The organism is Pseudomonas sp. GYB4201, from assembly GCF_056312595.1.
Window position 1 is genome coordinate 22,767 of sequence record NZ_JBWGIG010000031.1, and the last position, 24,203, is coordinate 46,969.

The 24,203-nt window shown below is 65.6% G+C and carries 23 protein-coding genes and 1 tRNA gene; 9 read left to right on the plus strand and 15 right to left on the minus strand.

Annotation, left to right across the window (positions count from 1 at the left end; translation table 11 throughout):
* Positions 1 to 16: 16 nt before the first annotated feature.
* On the plus strand, positions 17 to 2,119 hold the full coding sequence (locus tag AC0Z2B_RS24095) for a S8 family serine peptidase (protein ID WP_476299914.1): 2,103 nt from the start codon (positions 17 to 19) through the stop codon (positions 2,117 to 2,119).
* Positions 2,120 to 2,182: 63 nt separating this feature from the next.
* Here the strand turns inward: AC0Z2B_RS24095 and AC0Z2B_RS24100 are convergent, their stop codons facing one another.
* Positions 2,183 to 3,193, minus strand: a complete 1,011-nt coding sequence (locus AC0Z2B_RS24100) for a DUF4917 family protein (RefSeq protein WP_476299917.1) — start codon at positions 3,191 to 3,193, stop codon at positions 2,183 to 2,185.
* A gap of 124 nt (positions 3,194 to 3,317) precedes the next feature.
* Between AC0Z2B_RS24100 and AC0Z2B_RS24105 the strand changes: the two genes are divergently transcribed.
* A complete protein-coding gene (locus AC0Z2B_RS24105; protein WP_476299919.1) occupies positions 3,318 to 4,406 on the plus strand; it encodes a glycerophosphodiester phosphodiesterase in 1,089 nt (362 codons plus the stop codon).
* 378 nt (positions 4,407 to 4,784) lie between these two features.
* On the opposite strand, the gene AC0Z2B_RS24110 is transcribed toward AC0Z2B_RS24105, so the two are convergent.
* The gene (locus tag AC0Z2B_RS24110; RefSeq protein ID WP_476299921.1) at positions 4,785 to 5,006 is read right to left on the minus strand and encodes a hypothetical protein; all 222 of its coding nucleotides are present in this window, start codon (positions 5,004 to 5,006) and stop codon (positions 4,785 to 4,787) included.
* A gap of 273 nt (positions 5,007 to 5,279) precedes the next feature.
* Between AC0Z2B_RS24110 and AC0Z2B_RS24115 the strand changes: the two genes are divergently transcribed.
* Entirely contained in the window at positions 5,280 to 6,494 is a 1,215-nt protein-coding gene (locus AC0Z2B_RS24115) for an MFS transporter (protein WP_476299923.1), read from the plus strand.
* Between the two features lie 337 nt (positions 6,495 to 6,831).
* Here the strand turns inward: AC0Z2B_RS24115 and AC0Z2B_RS24120 are convergent, their stop codons facing one another.
* The 6 genes from AC0Z2B_RS24120 to AC0Z2B_RS24145 all read right to left on the minus strand — a co-directional run bounded on the left by AC0Z2B_RS24120 (position 6,832) and on the right by AC0Z2B_RS24145 (position 11,301).
* On the minus strand, positions 6,832 to 7,203 hold the full coding sequence (locus AC0Z2B_RS24120; RefSeq protein ID WP_476299926.1) for a DUF7079 family protein: 372 nt from the start codon (positions 7,201 to 7,203) through the stop codon (positions 6,832 to 6,834).
* Positions 7,204 to 7,472: 269 nt separating this feature from the next.
* A tRNA-Gly gene (locus AC0Z2B_RS24125) sits at positions 7,473 to 7,546 on the minus strand.
* Between the two features lie 155 nt (positions 7,547 to 7,701).
* On the minus strand, positions 7,702 to 8,586 hold the full coding sequence (locus tag AC0Z2B_RS24130) for an alpha/beta fold hydrolase (protein ID WP_476299928.1): 885 nt from the start codon (positions 8,584 to 8,586) through the stop codon (positions 7,702 to 7,704).
* Between the two features lie 333 nt (positions 8,587 to 8,919).
* Positions 8,920 to 9,612: a pseudouridine synthase gene (locus AC0Z2B_RS24135; RefSeq protein ID WP_476299930.1), complete on the minus strand. Its 693-nt coding sequence runs from the start codon at positions 9,610 to 9,612 to the stop codon at positions 8,920 to 8,922.
* Positions 9,591 to 9,821, minus strand: coding sequence for a cysteine-rich CWC family protein (locus tag AC0Z2B_RS24140; protein WP_476299932.1), 231 nt, complete (start codon positions 9,819 to 9,821; stop codon positions 9,591 to 9,593). The genes AC0Z2B_RS24135 and AC0Z2B_RS24140 overlap by 22 nt, the downstream gene beginning before the upstream one ends.
* On the minus strand, positions 9,814 to 11,301 hold the full coding sequence (locus AC0Z2B_RS24145) for a sensor domain-containing diguanylate cyclase (RefSeq protein ID WP_476299934.1): 1,488 nt from the start codon (positions 11,299 to 11,301) through the stop codon (positions 9,814 to 9,816). Before AC0Z2B_RS24145 ends, AC0Z2B_RS24140 begins: the two co-directional genes overlap by 8 nt.
* A 235-nt stretch (positions 11,302 to 11,536) precedes the next feature.
* Between AC0Z2B_RS24145 and AC0Z2B_RS24150 the strand changes: the two genes are divergently transcribed.
* On the plus strand, positions 11,537 to 11,896 hold the full coding sequence (locus tag AC0Z2B_RS24150) for a hypothetical protein (protein ID WP_473004354.1): 360 nt from the start codon (positions 11,537 to 11,539) through the stop codon (positions 11,894 to 11,896).
* Positions 11,897 to 12,039: 143 nt separating this feature from the next.
* On the opposite strand, the gene AC0Z2B_RS24155 is transcribed toward AC0Z2B_RS24150, so the two are convergent.
* Positions 12,040 to 13,152, minus strand: a complete 1,113-nt coding sequence (locus AC0Z2B_RS24155) for a 3-hydroxyisobutyryl-CoA hydrolase (protein WP_473004353.1) — start codon at positions 13,150 to 13,152, stop codon at positions 12,040 to 12,042.
* Between the two features lie 146 nt (positions 13,153 to 13,298).
* Between AC0Z2B_RS24155 and ung the strand changes: the two genes are divergently transcribed.
* On the plus strand, positions 13,299 to 13,991 hold the full coding sequence (ung, locus tag AC0Z2B_RS24160) for a uracil-DNA glycosylase (RefSeq protein ID WP_416426640.1): 693 nt from the start codon (positions 13,299 to 13,301) through the stop codon (positions 13,989 to 13,991).
* A gap of 76 nt (positions 13,992 to 14,067) precedes the next feature.
* Here the strand turns inward: ung and AC0Z2B_RS24165 are convergent, their stop codons facing one another.
* Genes AC0Z2B_RS24165 through AC0Z2B_RS24175 form a run of 3 tightly spaced genes read right to left on the minus strand, consistent with a single transcriptional unit; the run spans position 14,068 to position 17,065 of the window.
* Positions 14,068 to 15,570, minus strand: coding sequence for a tripartite tricarboxylate transporter permease (locus AC0Z2B_RS24165; RefSeq protein ID WP_476299936.1), 1,503 nt, complete (start codon positions 15,568 to 15,570; stop codon positions 14,068 to 14,070).
* A 1-nt stretch (position 15,571) separates the two neighbouring features.
* On the minus strand, positions 15,572 to 16,030 hold the full coding sequence (locus AC0Z2B_RS24170; protein ID WP_476299939.1) for a tripartite tricarboxylate transporter TctB family protein: 459 nt from the start codon (positions 16,028 to 16,030) through the stop codon (positions 15,572 to 15,574).
* A 54-nt stretch (positions 16,031 to 16,084) separates the two neighbouring features.
* Complete coding sequence (locus AC0Z2B_RS24175; RefSeq protein WP_476299941.1) at positions 16,085 to 17,065, minus strand: Bug family tripartite tricarboxylate transporter substrate binding protein; 981 nt, start codon at positions 17,063 to 17,065, stop codon at positions 16,085 to 16,087.
* Between the two features lie 208 nt (positions 17,066 to 17,273).
* Here AC0Z2B_RS24175 and AC0Z2B_RS24180 point away from each other — a divergent pair, with 208 nt between their 5' ends.
* Together AC0Z2B_RS24180 and AC0Z2B_RS24185 are read left to right on the plus strand one after the other, a co-directional pair.
* Positions 17,274 to 17,945, plus strand: coding sequence for a response regulator (locus AC0Z2B_RS24180; protein WP_416426632.1), 672 nt, complete (start codon positions 17,274 to 17,276; stop codon positions 17,943 to 17,945).
* A complete protein-coding gene (locus AC0Z2B_RS24185; protein ID WP_416426630.1) occupies positions 17,938 to 19,317 on the plus strand; it encodes a sensor histidine kinase in 1,380 nt (459 codons plus the stop codon). The genes AC0Z2B_RS24180 and AC0Z2B_RS24185 overlap by 8 nt, the downstream gene beginning before the upstream one ends.
* Here AC0Z2B_RS24185 and AC0Z2B_RS24190 read toward each other — a convergent pair.
* Positions 19,314 to 20,117, minus strand: coding sequence for an HDOD domain-containing protein (locus AC0Z2B_RS24190; protein ID WP_476299944.1), 804 nt, complete (start codon positions 20,115 to 20,117; stop codon positions 19,314 to 19,316). The two genes, AC0Z2B_RS24185 and AC0Z2B_RS24190, sit on opposite strands and share 4 nt — an antisense overlap.
* Before the next feature lie 42 nt (positions 20,118 to 20,159).
* Entirely contained in the window at positions 20,160 to 21,101 is a 942-nt protein-coding gene (ygfZ, locus tag AC0Z2B_RS24195; protein ID WP_476299947.1) for a CAF17-like 4Fe-4S cluster assembly/insertion protein YgfZ, read from the minus strand.
* 312 nt (positions 21,102 to 21,413) lie between these two features.
* Here ygfZ and AC0Z2B_RS24200 point away from each other — a divergent pair, with 312 nt between their 5' ends.
* The gene (locus AC0Z2B_RS24200) at positions 21,414 to 21,668 is read left to right on the plus strand and encodes an FAD assembly factor SdhE (RefSeq protein ID WP_027976992.1); all 255 of its coding nucleotides are present in this window, start codon (positions 21,414 to 21,416) and stop codon (positions 21,666 to 21,668) included.
* Positions 21,652 to 22,104, plus strand: a complete 453-nt coding sequence (locus tag AC0Z2B_RS24205) for a protein YgfX (RefSeq protein WP_476299949.1) — start codon at positions 21,652 to 21,654, stop codon at positions 22,102 to 22,104. Before AC0Z2B_RS24200 ends, AC0Z2B_RS24205 begins: the two co-directional genes overlap by 17 nt.
* Here AC0Z2B_RS24205 and nadB read toward each other — a convergent pair.
* On the minus strand, positions 22,073 to 23,689 hold the full coding sequence (nadB, locus tag AC0Z2B_RS24210) for an L-aspartate oxidase (protein WP_476299951.1): 1,617 nt from the start codon (positions 23,687 to 23,689) through the stop codon (positions 22,073 to 22,075). The two genes, AC0Z2B_RS24205 and nadB, sit on opposite strands and share 32 nt — an antisense overlap.
* Between the last annotated feature and the right edge of the window lie 514 nt (positions 23,690 to 24,203).

The following is a 24,203-nucleotide window of genomic DNA, read 5'->3' on the forward strand; positions in this document are numbered from 1 at the left end:
CGGGCGAGGTGCTCACATGGGCAATGGCATTTACTTCCTGGCGGCGCTTTGCTGCGGCGCAGGCCAGGTTTGGGCGCAAGAGCCGCCCAGCGACCCCGACTACCCGCTGCAAACCTACCTGCACCAGAGCAACGTGCCTGGGGTGTGGGCGCGCTACAGCGGCCAGGGCGTGCGCATCGGCCAGTTCGAGGCGCACGGCAAGGCGCACAAGAAAGCCTTCGCCTACCACGATGAAGACCTGCTGCCTAACGTCGACCCGCAGTGGCAGGCCAACAGTGTGCCCTGGCTGTGGGGAAACAAGGCCAGCCCCGACCGCCATGCCCAGCACGCCAGCAGCGTGGCTGCGGTGATGGTGGCCGCGCGCAACAGCCAGGGCACCGTGGGCGTGGCGCCCCAGGCGACGATTGGTGGCCACTGGGTGGGCGGGCAGCTGGAAACCCTGGCCAAGCTGAAAAGCTACGATGTGGCCAACCTCAGCTGGGGCGCCATCGGGCGTTTCGAGCCGGTGCTGCAGGTGCCGGCCATTGGCGCGGTGCCGGTGCAGTACCGGCGGGCATTGAGCGAAGGCCGCGACGGGCTGGGCACGGTGATCGTGATGAGCGCCGGCAACGACCGCCAGGCCGGTGGCAACGCCAACTACGCCAGCCTGAGCAACATGCGCGGCAACATCATGGTCGCCGCCACCTGCCCGCCGCCGCGCAGCCAGCCGTGCGCGGCGCCGGGCTTCTCCAGCCCCGGCGCCAACCTGCTGGTGAGCGCACAGGGGGTGGGCGTGTTTACCCGGGTGGGAGTGCCCCAGGCCGGCACCAGCCTGGCGGCGCCGATTGTCAGCGGCATCGTGGCGCTGATGCTGCAGGCCAACCCGCGCCTGGGCTATCGCGATGTGCAGGACATCCTCGCGCTGACCGCCCGCCAGGTGCGCGACCCGTCCACCGACTGGCAGTACAACGCCAGCCGCCAGTGGAACGGCGGCGGCATGCACGTCAGCCACGACTACGGCTACGGCGAGGTCGACGCCCAGGCCGCCGTGCGCCTGGCCCAGGACTGGCCGGCGCGGCAGCGGTTCGCCAACGAGGCGCTGCTGGAGCAGCCGCTGGCCAGCCGCAGCGGCGAGTTCGCCATTCCCGACAACGACCCTGGCGGCCTGAGCTATGCCATGCCGTTGGCGGACGCGCGCCTGCGCGTCGAGCACGCGCTGGTCGAGGTCAAGCTGACGCACCAGCGGCCCGGGGACCTGCAACTGGTGCTGGTCTCACCGTCGGGCACCCGTTCGGTGTTGATGGACCGGCCTGGCAAGCCGCCGGCCGATGGCGCCCATGCCGGCGACCTGCGCTTCCACCGCAAGCAGCGCCTGGACTTCATCTTCAGCACGGCACGCCTGCGTGGCGAACCGGCGACGGGCGAGTGGCGGCTGCACATCACCGACCTGGCCCAGGGCAGCACCGGGGTGCTGCACAGTTGGCGCCTGAACCTGTTCGGGCGCCAGGACAACGGCAATGATCACTACGTGTACACCAACGAGTTGGCTACGTTGCAGGCCCCTGCACGCAAGAGTCTGCGGGACGTGAACGGTGGCATCGACACCCTCAACGCGGCGGCTATCAGCAGCGCTTCCGTTATCGATTTGAGTCGCGGCGAGGCGCGCTTGGCGGGGCAGGCCGTGCGCCTGGACAACCCCGGCGAGCTGGAGCACCTGATCGGTGGCGATTACGCCGACCTGCTGATCGGCAATGGGGCAGCCAACGCGCTGCTCGGCGGTCACGCCGATGATCAACTGCAGGGCGGTGCCGGGGATGACTGGCTGGACGGCGGGCCTGGCCACGACACGCTCAGTGGCGGCGCGGGGCGCGATCGCTTCGTGATTCAAGCGCGGGCCGGGGAGGGCGATACGCTGCTGGACTTCGAGCCGGGGCAGGATCGCCTGCTGCTCAGTGGCTGTGCCGAGGGCAGCCGTCCGGCGTTCACCCGCAGTGGCGAGCACACCCTGGTAACCTTGCCCCACGGCCAAGTGCTGAGCCTGCGCCATGTCCTGCCGGAACAGCTGCGCGACAGCGACTGGCAACTGCTGCCCGAACCACCGGCGCTGGACCTGCTGCGAGCCGGCCTGCCACCCCTGTAGCAGCTGCCGAAGGCTGCGTCCCAGTTGCCAGTGACGCGGCCTGGCGGCCGCTGCTACACCAGCCTAGCGCTTGCGCTTCACTGCCGGCTTTGGCACTGGCACGTTCAGCGCCGGCGCGCCCAGCGGGTGGCTGGTGGCGTCGAAGAACTGCACCTCGCGGCCGGCGAACAGGGTGGTGAAGTAGTGTTTCTGGCTGAGAATCCAGGCATCGCTCAGCGGGAAGATCGACACCGCCAGCTGCTGCACGCCGGCCTGTTCGATGGCCTCCAGCAGGTAGCGGTCCTGCTCGCCCAGGCTGTGGCCGAACAGGCACAACGGGCCCTGGTGCTGGGCCAGTTGCGCGTGGCACCAGCTCAAGTAGTCGGACTGGCGAATGGCACGCAGCTTGTCTTCGCGACGGCCTTCGTTGACGAACAGCGGCACCTCGCCAGGCTGGTTGATGGCGAAGCCATCCAGCAGGGCGCTGCCCACCGCGTTGCGCTTGCGCGTGGTGCCGTCCACCTGGCGAATCAGGTGCAGGCCGCCGTGCAGGTGCAGCACGCGGGTGGCGTCGCTGCGCACGCGGCGCACGTCAAAGCCCTGGTCCACGTCGAACAGCTCGTCGAAGCCCTCGGGCGCCTGTTCCACCGCCCAGGTCAGCAGCAGGTCGTAGTTGCTCGAGTACACCGTGGCGTATTCACGCAGGTGGCGGGCCATCGCCTGCAAGTGTTCGCCCGGCAGCAGGCGGAACGGGATGTGGGCGCTGCGCATGGCGTGAATCAGCGCTTCCTTGATCGCGTAGTAGCGGTTCAGCGGCGCCGAGGCGCTGATGGCCAGCGCGGCGTTGACCCGCACCGTGGTGTTGAGGGCGCTGAGCACCTGCTCGAAGTTCTCGGTGCCCATGGACTTGAACAGCGCCAGGTCGGTCTGCCCCAGGGGCTTGTTGCGCACTTTCTGCGCGCGCTCGAACAGCGAGTCGTAGGCAAAGTTGCGCCACAGGGCACGGCTGGCGCCGTTGCCCAGCAACAGGCCGGTGCAGTGAAAAGGCAGCTGCGGCCATTGGCCCAGGCTGGCGTCGAAAGCGTCGAGTTCCATGGCGTGCGTCTTGCTCGGGATCGGTTACAGGGCGCGACTGTACCATGGGGTGCGGGCGGGGAAACCGTCTTGTCATGTTCGTCGCCGACTATGCTGGTCTCTTTTGCCCATGCAGGAAGCACCCATGTCGTTACGTTGGTTGACCACCGCTTTACTCATGACCGCCGCTGCCGTGGCCCAGGCGCAAGTGCCCACGGGCGAGGCACTGGCCAAGGCTGCCGGCATTCCCTGGCCGGCCGTGATCGCCCATCGCGGCGCCTCCTATGACGCGCCGGAGTCCACTCGCGCCTCCTACCTGCTGGCTCGCGAGCTGGGCGCCGACTACCTGGAGATGGACCTGCAACGCACCCGCGACGGCCAGTTGATTGCCCTGCATGACACCAATCTGGGGCGCACCACCGACATCGCGACGAAATTCCCCGAGCAGAAAGACCAGCCCGTCAACCAGTTCACCCTGGCGCAGCTGAAAACCCTGGATGCCGGCAGCTGGTACAACAAGGCCTATCCCGATCGCGCCCGCCCAGCCTACGCGGGCCTGAAAATCCTGACCCTGGATGAGATCATCGACCTGGCCGACCAGGACGCGGCACACCGCCCGGGGCTGTACATCGAGACCAAGGCGCCGCTGCTGTTCCCCGGCATCGAAAAGGAACTCACCGCCAAACTGATCCAGCGCGGCTGGCTGACCGCTGCCGGCGAGGTGGCGCCGGGCCACCGGGTAGTGCTGCAGACCTTCGAGAAAGGCAGCCTGACCCTGCTCAACCAGTTCATGCCCAAGGTGCCGAAAGTGTTGCTGCTATGGGTAGGCGAGGGCAGCATCGACCCCGCCTCGCCAGCGGCCTACAACCCCGCCAGTGGCGAAACCAAGGCCGCCTACTACGCCCGCCAGCAACCACGCGACCACGTGGCCTTCGAACAGTGGCTGGACTTCGCCAAGGCCAACGGCGCAGTCGGCACCGGCCCCTCGGCGGCCCTGACCCAGGGCGGCGACCAGAGCTACATGGACCTGGTGCAACCCTGGATGAACCAGCTCACCCACGCCAAGGGCATGCTGGTGCACGTGTACACCGTGGATGACCCGGTGGATTACCAGAAAGTCATGGCCGCGGGCGTGGACGGCATCTTCACCAACCGCAGCAGCGAGTTGCTCAAGTTCTACCACCGCCCGGCCAGCCGCAGCGTGCCGGAGATTCTCCAGGCGAACGGCTACTGACTCACCCTGACCCAGCGATCGCACGCAGCAGCAACTGTCTTGAAATGGCGTCGTCTGCATCGCGGTCTATGGGGTCTCCGTATTCGCGTAGCAGCTGCCGAAGGCTGCGTCCGGCGGCGGGCCTGTGTTGCGCCGGGACGCGGCCTACGGCCGCTGCTACGGGGGCGCGCTGTGTCCGATATAAAGCGCCGGAGAGGGCGATACCTTTCTGATCTCGCGCTGACAACTCCTCCACCTAAAAAAACATTGCCTCCGGAGTTCACCGCCCCGCAGAACGGAGTTGTCATTCCTGTAGTTTCGAGAAGTCGCCACTGTGGCTGGCAAACGGAACGCTCCGCGAATGAGTGAGCTGCAGGGGCCAGCGCCGCCTGGCAGCGCCTACAAATCCTGGCGGTCCCTGCGCAACGTGGCGATGGTGCGGTTGATGTAGTCGGCGTTGCGGTCCAGGGTTTCCAGGGCGCTGCGCACGTTCTCGGCGATATCCTCCGCCTCCCAGCGCACCTCGACCCACAGGGCCAGTTCCTCTACTGCGGCGGCGATCGCCAACTGGTTTTCATACAGCTTGTCCAACAGCACGGGTTGCAGCAGCTGGTCCGTCATGCCGAGCTCCTTGTTCCATAGGGCAGCTTGGGGGTCATTATCGGTACGACCTGCGGCGTGTGTAATCGTTCTGTTAATGTGTGGGTGGATCCATTGCCGACAATTTTTTTGCATTGATGGCAGTGTAGCCGTTGCCGCAGGCGGCGCTAGGGACGTTTTTTCACCGATCTCCAGTGAAAGTCGGCTAGATGGAATGGGTATTTGTGCGCAGATTCGGGATTGGCTTATAAAGATGCGTAGCCCTCGACCAATCCTCCAGCGCCAAGACCTACAATGACTGCACTCAATGATCCCCTTGCCGCCGCTTCCCCCATTGGTACTGATCAAATCCTGCGCCGGCGTTCGCTGTTCGCCGCGTGCGGCGCTCATGCCGTACACGACGGTCTCACCGATCTCATTTATGTGCTGCTGCCCATCTGGCAGGCGCAATTTGGCTTGAGCCTGGCCCAGGTGGGGCTCTTGCGCGGCGCTTACTCGGGGACCATGGCCGGTCTGCAACTGCTGGCCAGCCGCGCGGCCCGGCGTTGGGGCCGGGAGCGGTTGCTGGTGGGCGGCACGGCGTTGGCCGGGCTGGCGTACCTGCTGGTTGGCCAGGCCGGTGGCCTGGCGGTGTTGCTGGTTGCGCTGATGGTCGGTGGGCTGGGTGCCAGCGCCCAGCACCCGCTGGCGTCATCGTTGGTGACCGACAGCCATGAAGCGGGCGGAGGCGTGAAGCAGGCGCTGTCGCAGTACAACTTTGCCGGCGATATCGGCAAGACCCTGATCCCCGGCCTGGTAGGGCTGTTGCTGACAGTGATCAGCTGGCGCGCCAGCGCCACCCTTATCGGCCTGCTGGGTATGAGTGCCGCCGTGCTGCTGTGGTGGCTGATTCCCTCGCAAGCAGTGGCTGCGCTCCACGCTGGAAAAAACCCGAAGGCGGCTGCTGGCGAAGGTTCGGTAACCGGCCTGCGCGCATTGCTGGCGACCGGGACCCTCGACAGCGCCGTGCGCATGGGCTTCCTGACCTTCCTGCCGTTCCTGCTGCAAGGCAAGGGCGCGGGTAGCGCCGGCATCGGCCTGGCGCTGATGCTGTTGTTCATCGGTGGTGCCTTCGGCAAGCTGCTCTGCGGCTATTTGGGCGCGCGCATCGGCATGATGAAGACCGTGTGGCTCACCGAGACCACTACCGCGGTGCTGATCGTGCTCGCGGTGTTCCTGCCGCAGTTCGCCCTGATGGCGCTGCTGCCGTTGCTGGGGCTGGCGCTCAACGGGACTTCATCGGTGCTGTACGGCGCCGTGCCTGAGCTTGCCGGTGCCGGCAAGCGCGAACAGGCCTTCGCGCTGTTCTACACCGGCACCATCGGCGCGGGCGCGCTGGCGCCGGTGCTGTTCGGGCGGTTGGGGGACGCGACCGGGATACCGGCGGCGGTGATGACGTTGGCGGCGATGTTGTTGCTGACGGTGCCGTTGGCGTGGGTGGTGGAGCGTGAAAGCCGGATGGCGGGCTGAATTTGATCACCTTTACTCTGTGCAAGATGGGTCGAAAATCTTCAGCGCACACGAACGCCAGCGCAGCCTGACGGCAGCGGCTACGGGTGTTCGAATATCTGGGGGGGAGTATCAGGCTGCATCAGCAGCAGGGCTGACGCTTGCCTTGAACGGTTTCACTGGCTCAGGACGAGCAGCGAACCGTGGAGAATGCTGGAGCGGGTGAAGGAAGTCGAACCCTTATGGGGCACCATCATTCAAGACCGTATACGTGTGTAGGCGCGTGCTCGCCACTTACTTACCGCTACACAGGGCCAGCAATGATTTTGGGCTTGGCTGCATATTGGGGGGGGTGGAGCTATGGGCTAGTGTTGAGGAGTTCCGCATGCAGGCTCTTCCAGAGGTGGTTATAGTCATACTTCAACCAAGCAATGAGCATTTTGTCGAACTGCCTGCGAGCCCATCTGTCCCTTCTCGCAGCCAGCCTCTCCGCGATCATCATGTTTAAAGATTCAGGGTCAAAGCCTGTCCAGACCGTCGGCACCGCTCCAGCAATATTTGGATAGCATACCGGCGCAACCTCTGAAAATAGAATTTCGTATAGTAGGTTTGGATCTATATCCTTTACTGTTTCAGCAATGCTTGCGTAATTCACCGGAAAATCATTGAACAGGTCCGACAGCGCAACTCGAACCGCCTTCAACCTTGGCTCGCTCAGAAGATGTGCCAATGGAAAACTCCTCCCGTTCTTCATCCATCGTATATTGGCTCTGGCGGGATGAATGCGCACGGTGTGTGCGTGTCACCAATAATCACCTTTCCTGAACCACCTATGACAATGGTATCCATTGCATGCACGAGGCCCAAGCAAAGGCATCGTTCGCGCGTCAGAGCGCAGCGCCGCGAGGTTGGACGTCACTGGTAACATGAGGAGGGAAGGATAAAGCAGCCTAGTGGCCGCGCTCCGTAAACCAGGACGATCTACGAAGCAGAAGAAGCTGGAGCGGGTGAAGGGAATCGAACCCTCGTTATCAGCTTGGGAAGCTGGAGTAATGCCATTATACGACACCCGCTGAACGCGGTTCACTTTTTACCAGAACTCGCCGGTCAATTGAAGCCTTTTATCCGCCCGAGGCGGAATTTGCCGGCCGGCCGCCGTGGTTGCCACGCTTCTTTGCCAGGTTATCGGGCGTCGAGCAGCAAGCACAGCGGTCGGCTGGCCAGGCGTTCAGATGGCCAGCGCATGGTGACCGTCGAACGGGCGGTAGCGAACACGGTTTGCCTGCGGGTTGGGCTTGAGGAAGTCCATCAGGGCCAGGCGGGTGTCGCGGCAGGCTGCCTTGTGTTCCATGTCAAGGAAGTGCCCGGTGCTCTGGATGGTGGCAAACTCGGTCCGCGCCACGTGCTGGGCGAAATGCCGTGCCTCATGGGCAGTGGTGTATTCGTCCCATTCACCGTTCATGAACAGCACCGGCACGTTGATCTTGGCCGCGGCGTGCAAGGCGTTGCCCAGGTCGTGTTGCAGTACCTCGCTGATGTGGAAATGCATCTGCGCGTACTCATGGTCGTCCAGGCTGCTGACGTGCCGGTAGTTGAAGCGCTTGAACAACGACGGCAGGTGCTTGCCGATGGTGTCGTTGACCAGGTGCCCGACCTTGTGGCGGTCGCAACGGCCCAGGTAATGGACGCCGCGTTCCAGGTAGTCGCGCATCGAGGCATTGAGCACCGGGGAGAACGAGCTGATCACGGCCTTCTCGATGCGCTTTGGCTGGTGGGCCAAGGCCAGCAGCGCGCAGGCGCCGCCCCAGGAGAAGGACATCACGTGTTCAGCGTTGAAGTGGTCGATCAGCTCCACCAGGATCTGGCCTTCCTCTTCCTTTGTCAGTGCACGGTGGTGCACGTTGTGGGGCTTGGATTTACCGGCGTAGGGCTGGTCGTACAGCACTACGTTGAACTGAGGATGCAGATTGCGCACTGTCTGGGCGAATGACGCGGTAGTGGCCAGCGACCCATTGACCAAGATGATGGTCTTTTCAGCGGCATCCGCGCGATAGAACTCCGTGTAAACCCGATACTGACCCTGTATATCCAGCACAGCGATTTCTGGCCTCATGTCGTAAGACTCCTGGCAAAAGAAACGGGTACTCGCGCAAGCGACTCTGCACGCAAGACTCTGCACGCAATTTGTGACAGGTAGGCAATTGCCTGGGAATTTTTTGCCCATGTCGATCCGTACAATCTGGTCGACGGGTATTGTTATAAGCGGGCGATCTGCCAGTTCGCGGCCCGATGGAAGCGGCCGGTTGCCAGCAAAAAGGTTTCTTAGAATATGGTGGTGACTGCCGAGTCACATGTGGACCGACGATTGGATTCAAGCAGGCCGATGACGTCTGCGCAAGTACCGTTGGCACAATGTCAGTGAGGTTTCTGCCGGGCGGTAAGACGCCTAGATTTGCTGAATCTCTTCAGCGCTCAGCGCCCGGTACTGGCCCGGCGACAGCTCTGGATCAAGGGTTAGCGGACCCATTTGCTCACGATGTAGCCGTAACACCTTGTTTTGAAAGTGACCGAACATTCGCTTCACCTGGTGGTACCGTCCCTCGACGATGGTCAGACGAGCACTGCGCGGCCCCAGCAGCTCCAATTTGGCCGGCTGGGTGGTCAGGTCTTCGAAGGCAAAATAAATTCCGCGGGCGAAGGTCTCGATGTACTGCGCGTCGATGAGTTGCTCGGTTTCAACGTAGTACACCTTGCCCAGTTTCGTCTGCGGCTGGGTCAGGCGGCGGGACCACTGGCCGTCGTTGGTGATCAGCATCAGCCCCGAGGTGTTGTAGTCCAGGCGGCCGGCCAGGTGCAGGTCGTGCTTGTCCGGCTCATGCAGCAGGTCGAGCACCGTGGGGTGCTGCGGGTCGACCGTGGCACTGACGCAGCCCATGGGCTTATGCAGCATGAAGTAGCGCGCTGGGCGCCCGGCTTGCAGCACCTGGTCGTCGAGCGTCACCTGGCTGAACTCGCGCACCTCATGATGCGGGTCGCCCGTGGCCACGCCATCGACGCGCACGCGCCGTTCCACCAGCAGCAGGCGTACCTGCTTGCGGTTGAGCTGCGGCAGGTTGCTCAGGAAGCGGTCGAGGCGCATGCAGGCCCTTGGGGCGGCAGTTGGTCCAGCACCTGGGCGCAACGCGGGCACAGGCAGGCCTTGTCGCGCAGGGCCGCAGGCAGGGCGGCGAGTACGCTGGGGTCGATGCTCACGCCGTAGCACCAGCAGGGCTGGGTAGCGGTGCGCGGGTCGGCCAGGTTGCAGGCGTTGGGGGCGCCACAGGCCGGGCACAGGCTGACATCATTCATGACAGGATTGGGGCAACTCGCTGCGCACGCAATTGCGTCCGCTCTGTTTGGCGCGATAGAGCGCATGGTCGGCGCGGTTGAGCAGGGTGTGCAGGGTGTCGTCCAACTGCAGCCCGGTCACGCCAACGCTGGTGGTGATTTTCAGCGATTTGTCGCCGTAGGGGAAGGCGTATTCCTCGGTGTGCCGACGAATCTTCTCGGCGATCTGCAGGGCATCGGCGCCTGGGGTGGCGCGCAGCAGTACGATGAACTCCTCGCCGCCCCAGCGGCAGAGGATGTCGGAATGGCGCAGGCTGGCGCGCAACACCTGGGCGAAGCCCTTGAGCACTTCGTCGCCGGCCAGGTGGCCGTGGCTGTCGTTGAGTTGCTTGAAGTGGTCCAGGTCCAGCAGCAGCGCCGCCAGTGGCTGGGTGTCGCGCATGGCCTCGCTGATGGCCTGGGTGGCCAGCAGGTCGAAGCCGCGGCGGTTGGGCAGGCCGGTCAGGGTGTCGCAGGTGGCCAGCAGCTCCAGGCGCTGCTGGTAGCGGCCGATCACGCGCTTGAGCAGGGCCAGCACCAGGGCGGTCACCAGCAGGCAGATCATCAGGTTCAGGTACAGCGACTGGCGGATGTCGCCCAGGGCGTTGTCCTCGCGCTTGTCGACGAACAGGTACCAGTCCAGCTCGGGAATGAAGCGCACGTTGAGGAAGTGCCGGGCGCCGTCGGCCAGGTATTCGTGGTTGCCGCTGCTGGGCAGGGGCATCTGCGCCAGCAGCTGCTCCAGCCCTGGCACGGCGCCCAGGGCCTGGCCGCTGCGGGCGCCCTGGGGGCCGCCGTGGGTGCCGGTGAGCACCACCTGGCCCTGGCGGTCGACGAAGTACACCCGGCGCTGGTAGCGCTGCTCGTAGTCCTCGATCAGCTTGACCACGGCGTTCACCTGCAGGCCCACGCCGGCCGCCCCGATGAAGCGGTCCTGGTAGTCGAACACCTTGTAGTTGATGAAGATGGTCAGCGCGTCGTGGTTGGCCATGTCGACGTCGACGTTGATCTCGTAGGGCGTGGCCATGTCGCGCACGCGGAAGTACCAGGCGTCGCGGGGCTCATGGGGCTGCACCTTCTTCAGCACGCCCTTGGCCTGGTAGTAGGTGAGGCTGGCGTTGGAGACGAAGAAGGCGGTGTAGGCGCCGTAGTGGCTCATCACCTCCTGCAGGTAGCGGGTCATCTGCTGCGGGTCGCGCTCGCCGGCCAGCACCCAGTCGCGCATGAAGGTGTCGCGCGACATCATCGAGGAGATCAGCACCGGGCGCACCAGGTCCTTCTGGATTTCGGAGTACACCGTGTCGCTGGTCAGGGGCAGCTCGGTGTTGACGATGTTGTCGCGGATCGAGCTGCGCGAGGCGTAGTAACTCAACAGCGAGGTCAGCACGAAGCCGCTGGCAAGCAGCACCACCAGGGTCAGGATCAACGAGCGCTGGGACAGCGAGGCAAGGCGGGGCGGCATAGCAAATCCATTGGCTGTAGACCGGTGCGGCATTCTAGGGGAAAGCGAGGCCGCGCGGGAAATGCTGGCCTAAAGTACGAGACGGCAATTGGGAGTGTTTCGATGTTGTAGCAAATTATTTCCGTGATGGCACTGAGTCGGGTTTCGCCTGTCTTAATCTATGCCGATCGCTATATTTTGCTCGGCGCCGACCAGCGTCGCTGGTTCGAGCTGTCCAGCGGTCCGGGAGGCCGCCATGAAAACGAGACTTCTGCTGCTAGTGTTGCTGGGTCTGTTGACCACTGCCTGTGCACCTTACGAGGGGCCAGCCTATTACCGTACCGACGTGTATGCCGGTGGTGCATATCCCTACGGCTACTACCCCTACGGGTCGACGTACTACAACTCCGGTTACTACGTGCGCTCGCCGCGTTATTACGCACCGCCGCCTCATTACTACCGCCCAGGGCCCGGCCCTGGCTGGGGTGGGCCGGGCTGGAACGGCCACCGGCCGCCACCTGGCCCACCACCAGGCCGCGGCCCTGGCCGGGGCAACTGGCAAGGGCATGGTGACCATGGCGACCACGGCGGGTTTGGTGGGCCTGGGCGGCGCTAATGGCGCACTGGAAGGGCGCGAAACACTGTAGCCGCTGCCGCCAGGCTGCGCTGGCCCATACAGACGCTGGAGATCTTCAGCGGCCCTGATGGGCAGCGCAGCCTACGGCAGCGGCTACGGTGTGGTGTAGCTGCCGCTGAAGTTCAGTAATCAGACAAATCGGCCAGCGGATGCCGGCCTTCCCACGCCTTGCTGAAATGCGCGTCCACCACCGCTTGCGGGATGCTGGCGACGTCGGGCCAGTGCCAACGCGGCTTCTGGTCCTTGTCGATCAGCCGCGCACGCACGCCCTCGCTGAACTCGGGGTGGCGGCAGCAGTTCAGGCTCAGGGTGTACTCCATCTGGAACACCTGGGCCAGGGACAGGTAGCGCGCCCGCTGGATCTGCTCCCACACCAGGTGTGCGGTCAACGGGCAGCCCTCCTCAAGCGTGTGCGCCGCCTTGGCCAGCAGCACGTCGTCGCTGTGGCGCTGGTGCACCAGCGCGCGCCAGGCGCCGGCCACGTCGCTTGTGTCCAGCAGGCTGTCGATGCGCGTGCGCCGCGGCAGCCACTGGGCTTCGGGCAACTCGCCCAGCGCTTCCTGCTGCAGCGCCTTGAGCAGGCTGTTGAGCTGCACGGCGGTCTGTTCCTGCCAGTTGAGCTGCAACAGCCCCTCGATCAGAGCGGGTTGCTGGTCGTCGCGCAGGAAGCGGTCGGCCAAATCCAGGTCGAGGGCGTCGCGGCCGTTGATGTGCGAGCCGGTCAGGCCCAGGAACAGCCCCAGCTTGCCGGGCAGCCGCGACAGGAACCAGCTGGCGCCCACGTCCGGGTACAGGCCGATGCTGATTTCCGGCATGGCCAGGCGGCTGCTGGGGGTGACGATGCGGATATTGGCACCCTGCAGTAGGCCCAGGCCGCCGCCCAGCACATAGCCATGGCCCCAGCAGATCAGCGGCTTGGGGAAGGTGTGCAGGCGGTAGTCCAGGCGGTATTCGCCAGCGAAGAAGTGCGCGGCCAGCGGCGGCACCTCGCCGGGGTGGGCGCGGCACGCCTGCACCAGGCTGCGCACGTCGCCGCCGGCGCAGAAGGCCTTGGCACCGTTGCCGCGCAGCAGCACGCAGACAATCTGATCGTCCTTTTCCCAGCGTTCCAGCTGGTCGTTGAGGGCCTCGACCATGGGCAGCGACAACGCGTTGAGGGATTTTTCGGCGTCCAGGGTGGCCACGCCAAGGCGCGCGCCGTCGACGCCGACAAGCTCTTCGAATTGCAGATTCATCCTGACCTCTTGAGTGACGCGAATGGGGCAGTGTCCAATTCAGCAGTATGGCCCGCCGTCGGCACGGCGTCAGTCTCCGGTTACATTGATTGACAATCAGGGGCGGCTTTCCTAGTGTCCGCCCCATTGTTTGCCAGGCTATGCCCATGACCACCGACGACCGCATCAAACTCGAACCCAGCTGGAAACACGCCCTGCGTGACGAATTCGACCAGCCGTACATGAACCAGCTGCGTGAGTTCCTGCGCCAGGAACACGCCGCCGGCAAGGAAATCTACCCGCCCGGCCCGCTGATCTTCAACGCGCTGAACCTGACGCCGCTCCCGCAGGTGAAGGTGGTCATCCTCGGCCAGGACCCGTACCACGGCCCGGGCCAGGCCCACGGCCTGTGCTTCTCGGTGCAGCCGGGCATTGCCACGCCGCCGTCGCTGGTGAATATCTACAAGGAATTGAAGCGCGACCTGAACATCGACATCGCGCCCCATGGCTGCCTGCAGCACTGGGCCGAGCAGGGCGTGCTGCTGCTCAACACCACCATGACCGTGGAGCGCGCCAACGCCGCGTCGCATGCGAAGAAGGGCTGGGAGTCGTTCACCGACCGCATCATCCAGACCGTCAGCGACCAGCAGTCGAGCGTGGTGTTCCTGCTATGGGGCGCCCATGCCCAGAGCAAGCAGAAGCTGATCGACAGCAGCAAGCACCTGGTGCTGACCTCGGTGCACCCGTCGCCGCTGTCGGCCTACCGCGGTTTTATCGGCAATGGGCATTTCAGCCGAACCAACAAGTTCCTGCAGCAGAGCGGCCTGGCGCCGATTGACTGGCAGTTGCCGCCCGTGTGATGCCATCGCGGCCAAGGCCGGCTCCTACCGCGGACGGTGTAGGAGCCAGCCTTGGCCGCGATGCGGGCAACGCGGTCTAGGCGACAGCCGACACCGTGCGCTTGCGCCACAGGCGCAGCAACGGCAACAGCAGCATCAGTGCCGTCAGCACCCACACGCCGGCAGTAATCGGGCTGGACCACAGGATATTCAGCGCCCCGTTCGAGATCGACAGCGCGCGCCGCAGGTTCTGCTCCATCAGCCCGCCCAGGATGAACCCCAGCAGCACCGGCGACAGCGGGAAGTCCAGCTTGCGCAGGATATAGCCGAAGATACCGATGCCCACCATCAGGAACAGGTCGAAGGTGGTGGCATGCACCGCGTACACGCCGATACCGGTGATGATCGCGATGACCGGCACCAGCGCCCAGTTGGGCACCGCGAGGATGCGCGTGAAAATTCGGATCATCGGGATGTTGAGGATTACCAGCATGATATTGGCGATGAACAGCGAGGCAATCAGCCCCCAGACGATGTCCGGCTGCTGCTGGAACAGCAGCGGCCCGGGGGTGATGTTGTACAGCGACAGGGCGCCGATCATCACCGCCGTTGTGCCTGAGCCGGGCACGCCCAGGGTCAGCATCGGCACCAGGGCGCCACAGGCCGAGGCGCCGATGGCGGTTTCCGGCGCCGCCAGGCCGCGCTTGTCGCCCTGGCCGAAGTTGCCGCTGGCGCCGGCCATGCGCTTCTCGGTCATGTAGGCCACGGCGCTGGCCAGGGTGGCGCCGGCACCGGGCAGCACGCCCATCACGAAGCCCAGCAGGCCGCAGCGAATGTTCACCACGAACACCGAGGCCGCTTCCTTGAGGTTGAACATCATGCGCCCGGTGGCCTTCACCGCCTCCTGGCCGCGGTGGGTCTTCTCCAGCAACAGCAGAATCTCGCTGACCGAGAACAGCCCCAGCACCAGCACCACGAACTGGATGCCGTCGGCCAGGTGCACGTTGTCCCCGGTGAAACGGTACACGCCGCTGTTGGCGTCGATGCCCACGCAGGCCAGGAACAGGCCGATCAGCGCGGCAATGAAGGTCTTCAACGGCCGGTCGCCGGCCATGCCGCCCAGGCAGACGATGGCGAACACCATCAGCACGAAGTATTCGGCGGGCCCGAAGGCAATGGCCCATTGCGCCAGCAGCGGCGCGAACAGCACCATGCCGCAGGTGGCGATGAACGCGCCGATGAACGAACTCCAGGCCGACAGCGACAGCGCCACCCCGGCCAGGCCCTGGCGGGCCATGGGGTAGCCGTCGAGGGTGGTCATCACCGTCGAGGCTTCGCCGGGGATGTTGAGCAGGATCGAGCTGATGCGCCCGCCATATTCGCAACCCAGGTACACCGCTGCCAGCAGGATCAGCGCCGACTCGGGTGGCAAACCCAGGGCGAAGGCAATGGGGATCAACAGCGCCACGCCGTTGATCGGCCCCAGGCCCGGCAGCAGGCCGACCACGGTGCCGATCAGCGTGCCGCACAGGGCAGTGACCAGGTTGTAGGGGCTCAGGGCCACGCCGAAGCCCTGGCCCAGGTAGCTGAAGGTATCCATGTCAGTTCTCCAGTACGTCGAGCAGGCCCAGGGGCAGGGGGACGTCCATGGCCTTGTCGAACAGCAGGTACAGGGCCACGCTCATCAGGCTCACCACCACGGTGCTGGGCAGCCAGCGGCCGCCGTACAGGCGGGCCATGGGGATGCCGGTCAGCACACTGGCAAGAATGAAACCCAGGGGTTCGAAGGTGCCGGCGAACACCAGCAATAGCACCACGCAGGCGCCGATCTTGCCCAGGGTGGCGCGGTCCAGTGGCGGTGCCTCGTCGCTGTGGATGATGGCGCTGGGGCGCACGGCCATGTACAGCAGGGCTGCGGCCATCAGGCCCAGCATCAGCAGCGGGTAGGCGCGCGGGCCCACGGGTTCGTAGGAAAAAGCGGCCTGGTAGGGCCAGGCCATCACCGCCAGCGCGGCGCAGGCCAGCAGCAGGGCAATGGCAAACAGTCGTTGCAGGGCCATGGTCGAAACTCCTTGGCGAGAGGGGGGCTGCCTCGGGACGAGGCAGGCCGCAGGTCACTGCACCAGGCCGAATTCCTGGGCCAGGGTCTTGTACTCGGTGACCTGTTTCTTCACGTAGTTGTCCAGCTCGGCGCCGGTCATGGCGAAGGGGAACAGCGCGCGCTGGGTGCGCAACGTGGCGAAGTCGTCGGACGCCAGCATCTGGTCGAACGCCGTTTTCCACCAGTCGTATTCGGCATCGCTGACCTTCGGCCCCAGGTAGAAGCCGCGCACCACTGGCCAGACGATGTCGTAGCCTTGCTCGCGAGCGGTGGGGATGTCCTTCATGCCCGGCTCGTCGATGCGCTTGTCGGCAAACACCGCCAGCATGCGCATGTCGCCGCTCTGGATGTGCGGCATGGAGTCGGAAATGTCCGTACTGCCCACCTGAATGTGCCCGCCCAGCAAGGCGGTGGCGATTTCACCGCCGCCTTCCAGGGCCACGTAGCGCAGCTGGCGCGGGTTGATGCCGGCGGCCTTGGCAATCAGCGCAGTCTGCATCCAGTCCTGGCTGCCGACCGTGCCGCTGGCACCGATCACTACCTTGCCGGGCTCTTTTTTCAGCGCCTGCACCAGGTCGTCGAGGTTCTTGTAGGGCGAATCGCTCTTCACCGCTATGGCACCGTAGCTGGTGCCCACCGCGGCCAGCCAGCGCACTGCGTGTTCGTCAAAACGACCGAACTTGCCTTGGGCCAGGTTCAGCAGCGAGCCGCTGGACCAGGCCACCAGCGAGCCGCCATCGGCCGGGCGCTGGGCTACCACGGCGTTATAGGCCACGGCGCCCACGCCGCCAGGCATGTAGGTGACGCGCATGGGTTTGGTGAGGATTTTCTCGTTGACCAGGGCGCTTTGCACCAGCTTGCAGGTCAGGTCGAAACCGCCGCCAGGGGAGGCCGGGGCAATGCATTCGGGGCGTTTGGGTTCGGCGGCTAACGCCGTGTTGGCCAGCAACAGGCAGCTGGCGGCCAGGGCCAGCTGGCGCAGGGTAGGGCTCATGTGATGTCTCCAGTTCTTGTTCTTGTTATGGCGAAAACGCATCGTGGCGTCTTGCGCGGCAGGCCCATGGCGGACCTGTCGTGGCTCGATCCTAGGGGCTCAACCTTTCGCCAACCTTTCAGCCGAAAATTGCCCTACGCGGCCCTTCACAGCCGTGGATCGGGGCGTACACTGCCGCGTCGATACCTACAACAAGAGATACCTGACCATGCGCGTCCTACTTGCCGAAGACCACCTGCCGCTGGCCGAAAGCGTGGCCCAGGCGCTCAAGCATACCGGCCTGACGGTGGATGTGCTGCACGACGGCGTGGCCGCCGACCTGGCGCTGGGCAGCGAGGAGTACGCCCTGGCCGTGCTCGACGTCGGCCTGCCGCGCATGGACGGTTTCGAGGTGCTGGCGCGCCTGCGCGGGCGGGGCAAGCACTTGCCGGTGCTGATGCTGACCGCGCGCAGCGACGTCAAGGACCGCGTCCACGGCCTGAACCTGGGCGCCGACGACTACCTGGCCAAGCCCTTCGAGCTCAGCGAGCTGGAGGCGCGGGTCAAGGCGCTGTTGCGCCGCAGCGTGCTGGGTGGCGAGCGCCAGCAACGCTGCGGCGCGTTGGTCTATGACTTGGAGACCCGGCGCTTCACCCTCGGCGATGAGTTGCTGACCCTGACCTCCCGCGAGCAGGCCGTGCTCGAAGCCCTGATCGCCCGGCCGGGGCGGGTGATGAGCAAGGAACAGCTGGCGGCCCAGGTGTTCGGCCTGGACGAGGAGGCCAGCGCCGACGCCATCGAGATCTACGTGCACCGCCTGCGCAAGAAACTCGATGGCCAGGCCGTGGCCATCGTCACCTTCCGCGGCCTGGGCTACCTGCTCGAAGGTCGTGATGCGTAAGCTCGACAGCCTGCGCGGGCGGCTGCTGTGGAACCTGGCGCTGTTGCTGGTGGTGCTGATGCTCGCCAGCGGCCTGAGCGCCTACTGGAACGGCCGCGAGGCCGCCGACACCGCCTACGACCGCACCCTGCTGGCGTCGGCGCGGACCATCGCTGCCGGGCTGTCCCAGCGCGACGGCAGCCTGAGCGCCGACGTGCCCTACGTGGCACTGGACACCTTCGCCTACGACAGCGCCGGGCGCATCTACTACCAGGTCAACGACATTCACCAGCAGCTGATCTCGGGCTACGAAAACCTGCCGGCGCCGCCGCCGGGCACGCCGCGCACCGACGACTACCCGGCGCTGGCGCGTTTCTATAACGGCCGCTACCTGGGCCAGGACGTGCGCGTGGTCAGCCTGCTCAAGGCGGTCAGCGAGCCGGAGATGAACGGCATGGCCGAGATCCGCGTGGCCGAGACCGAGGAGGCGCGCATCCGCATGGCCCGCGGGCTGATGGCCGACACGCTGCTGCGCCTGGGCATGCTGGGCCTGGGCGCGCTGATGCTGGTGTGGTACGCGGTCAGCGCCGCGCTACGCCCGCTGGAACGCTTGCGCGCCGAGGTTGAAGCACGCCAGCCTGATGACCTGCGGCCGCTGCCAGAGGTCAGCGTGCAGCGCGAACTGGTGCCGCTGGTGGCCTCGCTCAACCACTTCACCGAACGCCTGCGCGGGCAGTTCGAGCGCCAGGCGCAGTTTATCGCCGACGCCGCCCACGAGCTGCGCACGCCGCTGGCAGCGCTGAAGGCGCGCATTGCCCTGGGCCAGCGGGCCGAGCAGGGCGAGGTGTGGCGCCAGACCCTGGACGCCGCCGGCCAGGACGCCGACCGCCTGACCCACCTGGCCAACCAGCTGCTGTCCATGGCGCGGGTGGAGAACGGCGCCCGCGCCATCGCCGAGGGCGGCGCCCAGCGCCTGGACCTGAGCCAGGTGGCCCGCGAACTGGGCATGGCCATGGCGCCCCTGGCCCATGCCCGTGGCGTGGCCCTGGCGTTGGAGGCCGAGCAGCCGGTGTGGCTGCGCGGCGAGCCGACGCTGCTCAACGAGCTGCTCAGCAACCTGCTGGACAATGCCCTGGCGCACACGCCGGTGGGCGGCAACGTGATCTTGCGGGTCAGCGCCCCGGCCGTGCTGGAAGTCGAAGACGACGGGCCGGGTATTCCCGAGGGCGAGCGGGGCAAGGTGTTCGAGCGTTTCTACCGGCGCAGCGCCAAGGGCTCGGGCTTGGGCCTGGCGATCGTCGGCGAGATCTGCAAGGCCCACCGGGCGCAGATCAGCCTGCACGATGGCGCGCAGACCGGCTTGAAGGTGCGGGTGAGCTTTGTCGCCGATTAGCGGAACATCGCCATCGCTGCGTCCAGTTCGAGCCTGTCCAGCGGCACTTCGTCGCCCAAGCCCAGGTGCTGGTAGGCCGCCAGGTCTGGCAGGCGATGGACGTCGTGCTGGCGCAGCAGCCGGGCGATCTGGATCAGCCCCGTGTAGTCCAGCTGAACGCTGGGGCGGTTGAGGTCGAGGTATTCGCCCGGCACCTGCACCAGCGCCTGGGAAAATTCCCACTCGGCGAGGATCTTGCTGCCCAGCACCGGCTGGATGCGCTCGATGACGTGGTTCAGGCACACCGGGTCGGCCAGCAGCTCATTGTGTTCTTCGGCGTAGGTGAGAATCGGCAGCACGCCGATCTGGTGCACCAGCCCGGCCAGCGCCGCCTGGTCCGGCTTGAGCCGGGTGTAGCGGCGGCACAGCTCGTAGCTGATGCCGGCCACTTCCAGGCTGGCCTTCCACACCTCATGCAGCTTGGCCTGCACCACGGGTGCGCGGGCGTTGAAGATCTGCTCGATCACCAGGCCAATGGCCAGGTTGCTGCTGTAGTTGATGCCCAGGCGGTTGATGGCGCCGGTCAGGTCGGTGACTTCCTGGGTGGCGCGCAGCATCGGGCTATTGACCACCTTGATCAGCCGCGCCGCCAACGCCGGGTCGCGGCCGATGACCTTGCCCAGGGCGGGAATGCTGATATCGACGTCCTCGGCGGCCTCGCGGATCTGCAAGGCCACTTCGGGCAGGGTCGGCAGCACCAGGTCATCGTTGGCGATGGCCGTCAGCAAATGCTCTTGGACTGTCTCGGCCAGCTCGCTCATGGGGACTTCCTGGACGCGGTCGCGGGGGCGGGGCAATGTAGCCTAGCGTTGGATCTCGCGGTCGCGATCCAGTTCATATGGCAGGTCCAGCAGGCTCAGGCGCGGGCCTTCCGGGCTGCCCAGGTGCAGGTTGCCGTCTTCCACGGCGTCGGCCTGCAGCACGGCCAGCAGCTCCACGCCTAGCTCGGCAGCGGCCGCCAGGGCCACTTCGCCCACGGCGCTGGCGTGGTTGGGCGAGAACAATGCGGTGCCTGGCGCCGGCGGCTGGCCGTCGGTCAGTGACAGGCGGTAGAGCCGACGCTTGAGCTTGCCCAGGTACTGCATGCGCGCAACAATTTCCTGGCCTGTGTAGCAGCCTTTCTTGAAGCTGACGCCGCCCACGGCCTGCAGGTTGAGCATCTGCGGAATGAACGTCTCGCGGGTTTCCGGCATCACCTGGGCGATACCGGCGCGCACCTGGCCCAGCAGCCAAGCGTTCAGCTCGCCCTGGGGCAAGTGCTGCGCAAGCTTCTGGCGCACGGCTTCGGCCTGCTCGGTTGGCACCCACAGCTCGGCACGCTGGGGCGACACGCGCACGGCAACCAGTGCCTCGTGCCGTGCGGCGACGTTGCTCTCCTCGCCCAGTTCCAGGCCCAGGGCCGCCAGTGCCGGCTGGCCGTCGACCAGGCCGAAGCGCACCCAGGCGTCACTTTCGTCGGTGAGCTTGGACTTGGAGAACACCGCGTACTTCTTCAGGTCCGCCAGTTGCGGCTCCACCAGCTCGCGGGCCATGGCCAGCAGCACGCCATCGCCTTGCAGCAGGATGCGGAAGCTGGACTGCATGCGGCCCTTCTGGGTGCAACGCGCGCCCAGGCTGGCGTACTGCTCGGTGAGGTAGTTGATATTGCAGGTCAATTGACCCTGCAGGAACTTGCCGGCATCGGAGCCGCGTACGGCGAGGACGCCTTCGTGGGACAGCGCGCAGAAAAAAGCAGAATTGGCCATGGGGCATCGCAAGGGCTAAAAGACTGGGCTCCATCATAGAGCGCTGCCGGGAAAATAGGTAGGTGACTATGGTTGAACAGCGTGTGGGGGCCGGACGCCGCCTGCGGCAGCTGCTACGGGTTGGAGGTCGGCGCCGATCCGGATTGGGGGTGTGCCGCATACCAGCGCCGGAATCCGGATTGGCGGCACCCCACACACCTGTAGCAGCGGCCGCAGGCCGCGTCCCGCGCACCCCACACATATATAGACATGCGTCCAAGTGCCGCGCGGCGCAGGTCGCTGTATACTGCGCGCCTATTTGAGGAGCGCTCCATGGTCGAAGATATTGAACTCAACCGGCTCTACTGGCATAGCCGCCGCGGCATGCTGGAGCTTGACGTGTTGCTGGTGCCTTTCGTCAAGGAGGTGTACCCCAGCCTCAATGACGTGGACCGCGAATGCTACCGCCGCCTGCTGGAATGCGAAGACCAGGACATGTTCGGCTGGTTCATGGAACGCACCGAATCCGAGGACCCGGAGCTGCAGCGCATGGTTCGCATGATCCTGGACCGTGTCCAGCCCAAGTAAGCTGTTTCATTGCCGCTGGCACGCCTCGCGGCGATTGCTGGCGGCCTACCTGGCGGCACTGGGGCTGGCACTGTTCAGCCTGGTGCTGCTCGATGCGCCGTTCGCCTGGCGCGGCCTGGGCATGTTGATGTGCCTGGCCCACGCCGCCTGGCACCTGCCCCGCAGCCTTCTGCTCAGCCACCCCCACGCCTGGCGCGCCTTGCGCCGTGATGCCGGCGGCTGGGCGCTGTGGAACCGTGGCCAGGGCTGGCAGGCGGTGCAACTGCTGCCCGACAGCATGGCGCTGCCAGGCCTGGTGCTGCTGCGCTTCCGCCTGCCGGGGCAATGGTTGCCGCGCAGCCTGTGCCTGCCCGCCGACACCCTGGGTGCCGACGAGCATCGGCGCCTGCGGGTGCGGCTCAAGTTCAGTCGTCGAAGGTGGGCGGCACCAGGATAGTGTCCAGCGCTTCCGGCAGCATTTCCGGGTAATCCAGCGTGTAGTGCAGCCCGCGGCTCTCTTTGCGCTGCATGGCCGAGCGAATCATCAACTCGGCCACCTGGGCCAGGTTGCGCAGCTCGATCAGGTCGCGGCTGACTTTATAGTTGCTGTAGAACTCGTCGATCTCGTCCAGCAGCAACCGCACCCGGTGCTCGGCACGTTGCAGGCGCTTGGTGGTGCGCACGATGCCCACGTAGTCCCACATGAAGCGCCGCAGCTCGTCCCAGTTGTGGGCGATGATCACGTCTTCGTCCGAATCGGTCACCTGGCTGGCGTCCCACTGCGGCAGGCGCTCGGGCAGCGCGGTATGCGGCAGTTGCTCGACGATGTGCGCGGCGGCGGAGCGGCCGTAGACGAAGCATTCGAGCAGCGAGTTGCTGGCCATGCGGTTGGCGCCGTGCAGGCCGGTGAAGGTGGTTTCGCCGATGGCGTACAGGCCGGGCACGTCGGTGCAGCCGTGCTGGTCGATCATCACGCCGCCGCAGGTGTAGTGCGCGGCCGGCACCACCGGGATGGGCTGGCGGGTGATGTCGATGCCGAAGGCCAGGCAGCGCTCGTACACGGTGGGGAAGTGGCTGGTGATGAACTCGGCCGGCTTGTGGCTGATGTCGAGGAACACGCAGTCCACGCCCAGGCGCTTCATTTCATGGTCGATTGCGCGGGCCACGATGTCCCGGGGCGCCAGCTCGGCGCGCGGGTCGAAGCGTGGCATGAAGCGTTCGCCGTTGGGCAGCTTCAGCACCGCGCCTTCGCCGCGCAGGGCCTCGGTCACCAGGAAACTCTTGGCCTGGGGGTGGTACAGGCAAGTGGGGTGGAACTGGTTGAATTCCAGGTTGGCCACCCGGCAGCCGGCGCGCCAGGCCATGGCAATGCCGTCGCCGCAGGCGCCGTCGGGGTTGCTGGTATAGAGGTAGACCTTGGCCGCGCCGCCGGTGGCGAGGATAGTGAAGCGCGCGCCGAAGGTGTCGACCTCACCGGTGTTGCGGTCCAGCACGTAGGCGCCCAGGCAGCGGTCGCCGGCCAGGCCCAGGCGCCGCTCGGTGATCAGGTCGACCGCCACGCGCTGCTCCAGCAGCTCGATGTTGGGCCGCAGGCGGGCCTGGGCCAGCAACGTCCGGAAGATCGCCGCGCCAGTGGCGTCGGCGGCGTGGATGATGCGCCGGTGGCTGTGGCCGCCCTCGCGGGTCAGGTGGAACTCGAAGCTGTTCTCGTCGTGGGCCGGGTCGTCGTCACGGGTGAACGGCACGCCCTGGTCGATCAGCCACTGGATGGCCTCGCGGCTGTGCTCCACGGTGAAGCGCACCGCGTCTTCATGGCACAGGCCGCCGCCGGCGTTGAGGGTGTCCTCGACGTGGGACTGCACGGTGTCGGTGTCGTCAAGCACCGCGGCCACGCCGCCCTGGGCCCAGAAGGTGGAGCCGTTGGACAGGTCGCCCTTGCTCAGTACCGCAATGCGCAAATGCCCGGGCAAGGTCAGGGCCAGGCTAAGCCCGGCGGCACCGCTGCCAATCACTAGAACGTCGTGTTGATACTGCTGGCTCATGTCTTTATTCCGCGGGGGCGACTATTGTTTTCGGCGCAGTCTCCTCCAAGCGGCCCTGCGCGCGCAATCCTCACTTCGTAGCGGTAGGTGCGGGACGCCGCCTTTAGCAGCTGCTACTGGCGCATGAGCATCGCGGATCGGTCATGGGCTACTAGTATATAGAGGGGGGTATCGGCACAATAGCCAAGCCTTCATGGCGTTGTGGAACTATACCGTTGGTCGGGCTATCTGATACACGAACCGACGGATGGGGCGCTTGCGCCTGATCGACCGTGCTTGAGCCTTGTTTCATGGCTGAAACACCGGCGGTCAACGCACAATCGCGCAATGTCCGCGGGCGATCCCTGCAAATACCGGGAACTTTATTCAACACCCCGGTATCCATAGACGGTCGCCCATGAGAAGGGAAACGGCGTCGGCTTTATGTGGGGCTGAAGTCGCTGGCCACTGCAAGCGGATTCGACGACAAGATTATTGACGCAGCCGGCCATGACCGCGCTGCGGTTTTCGTGCA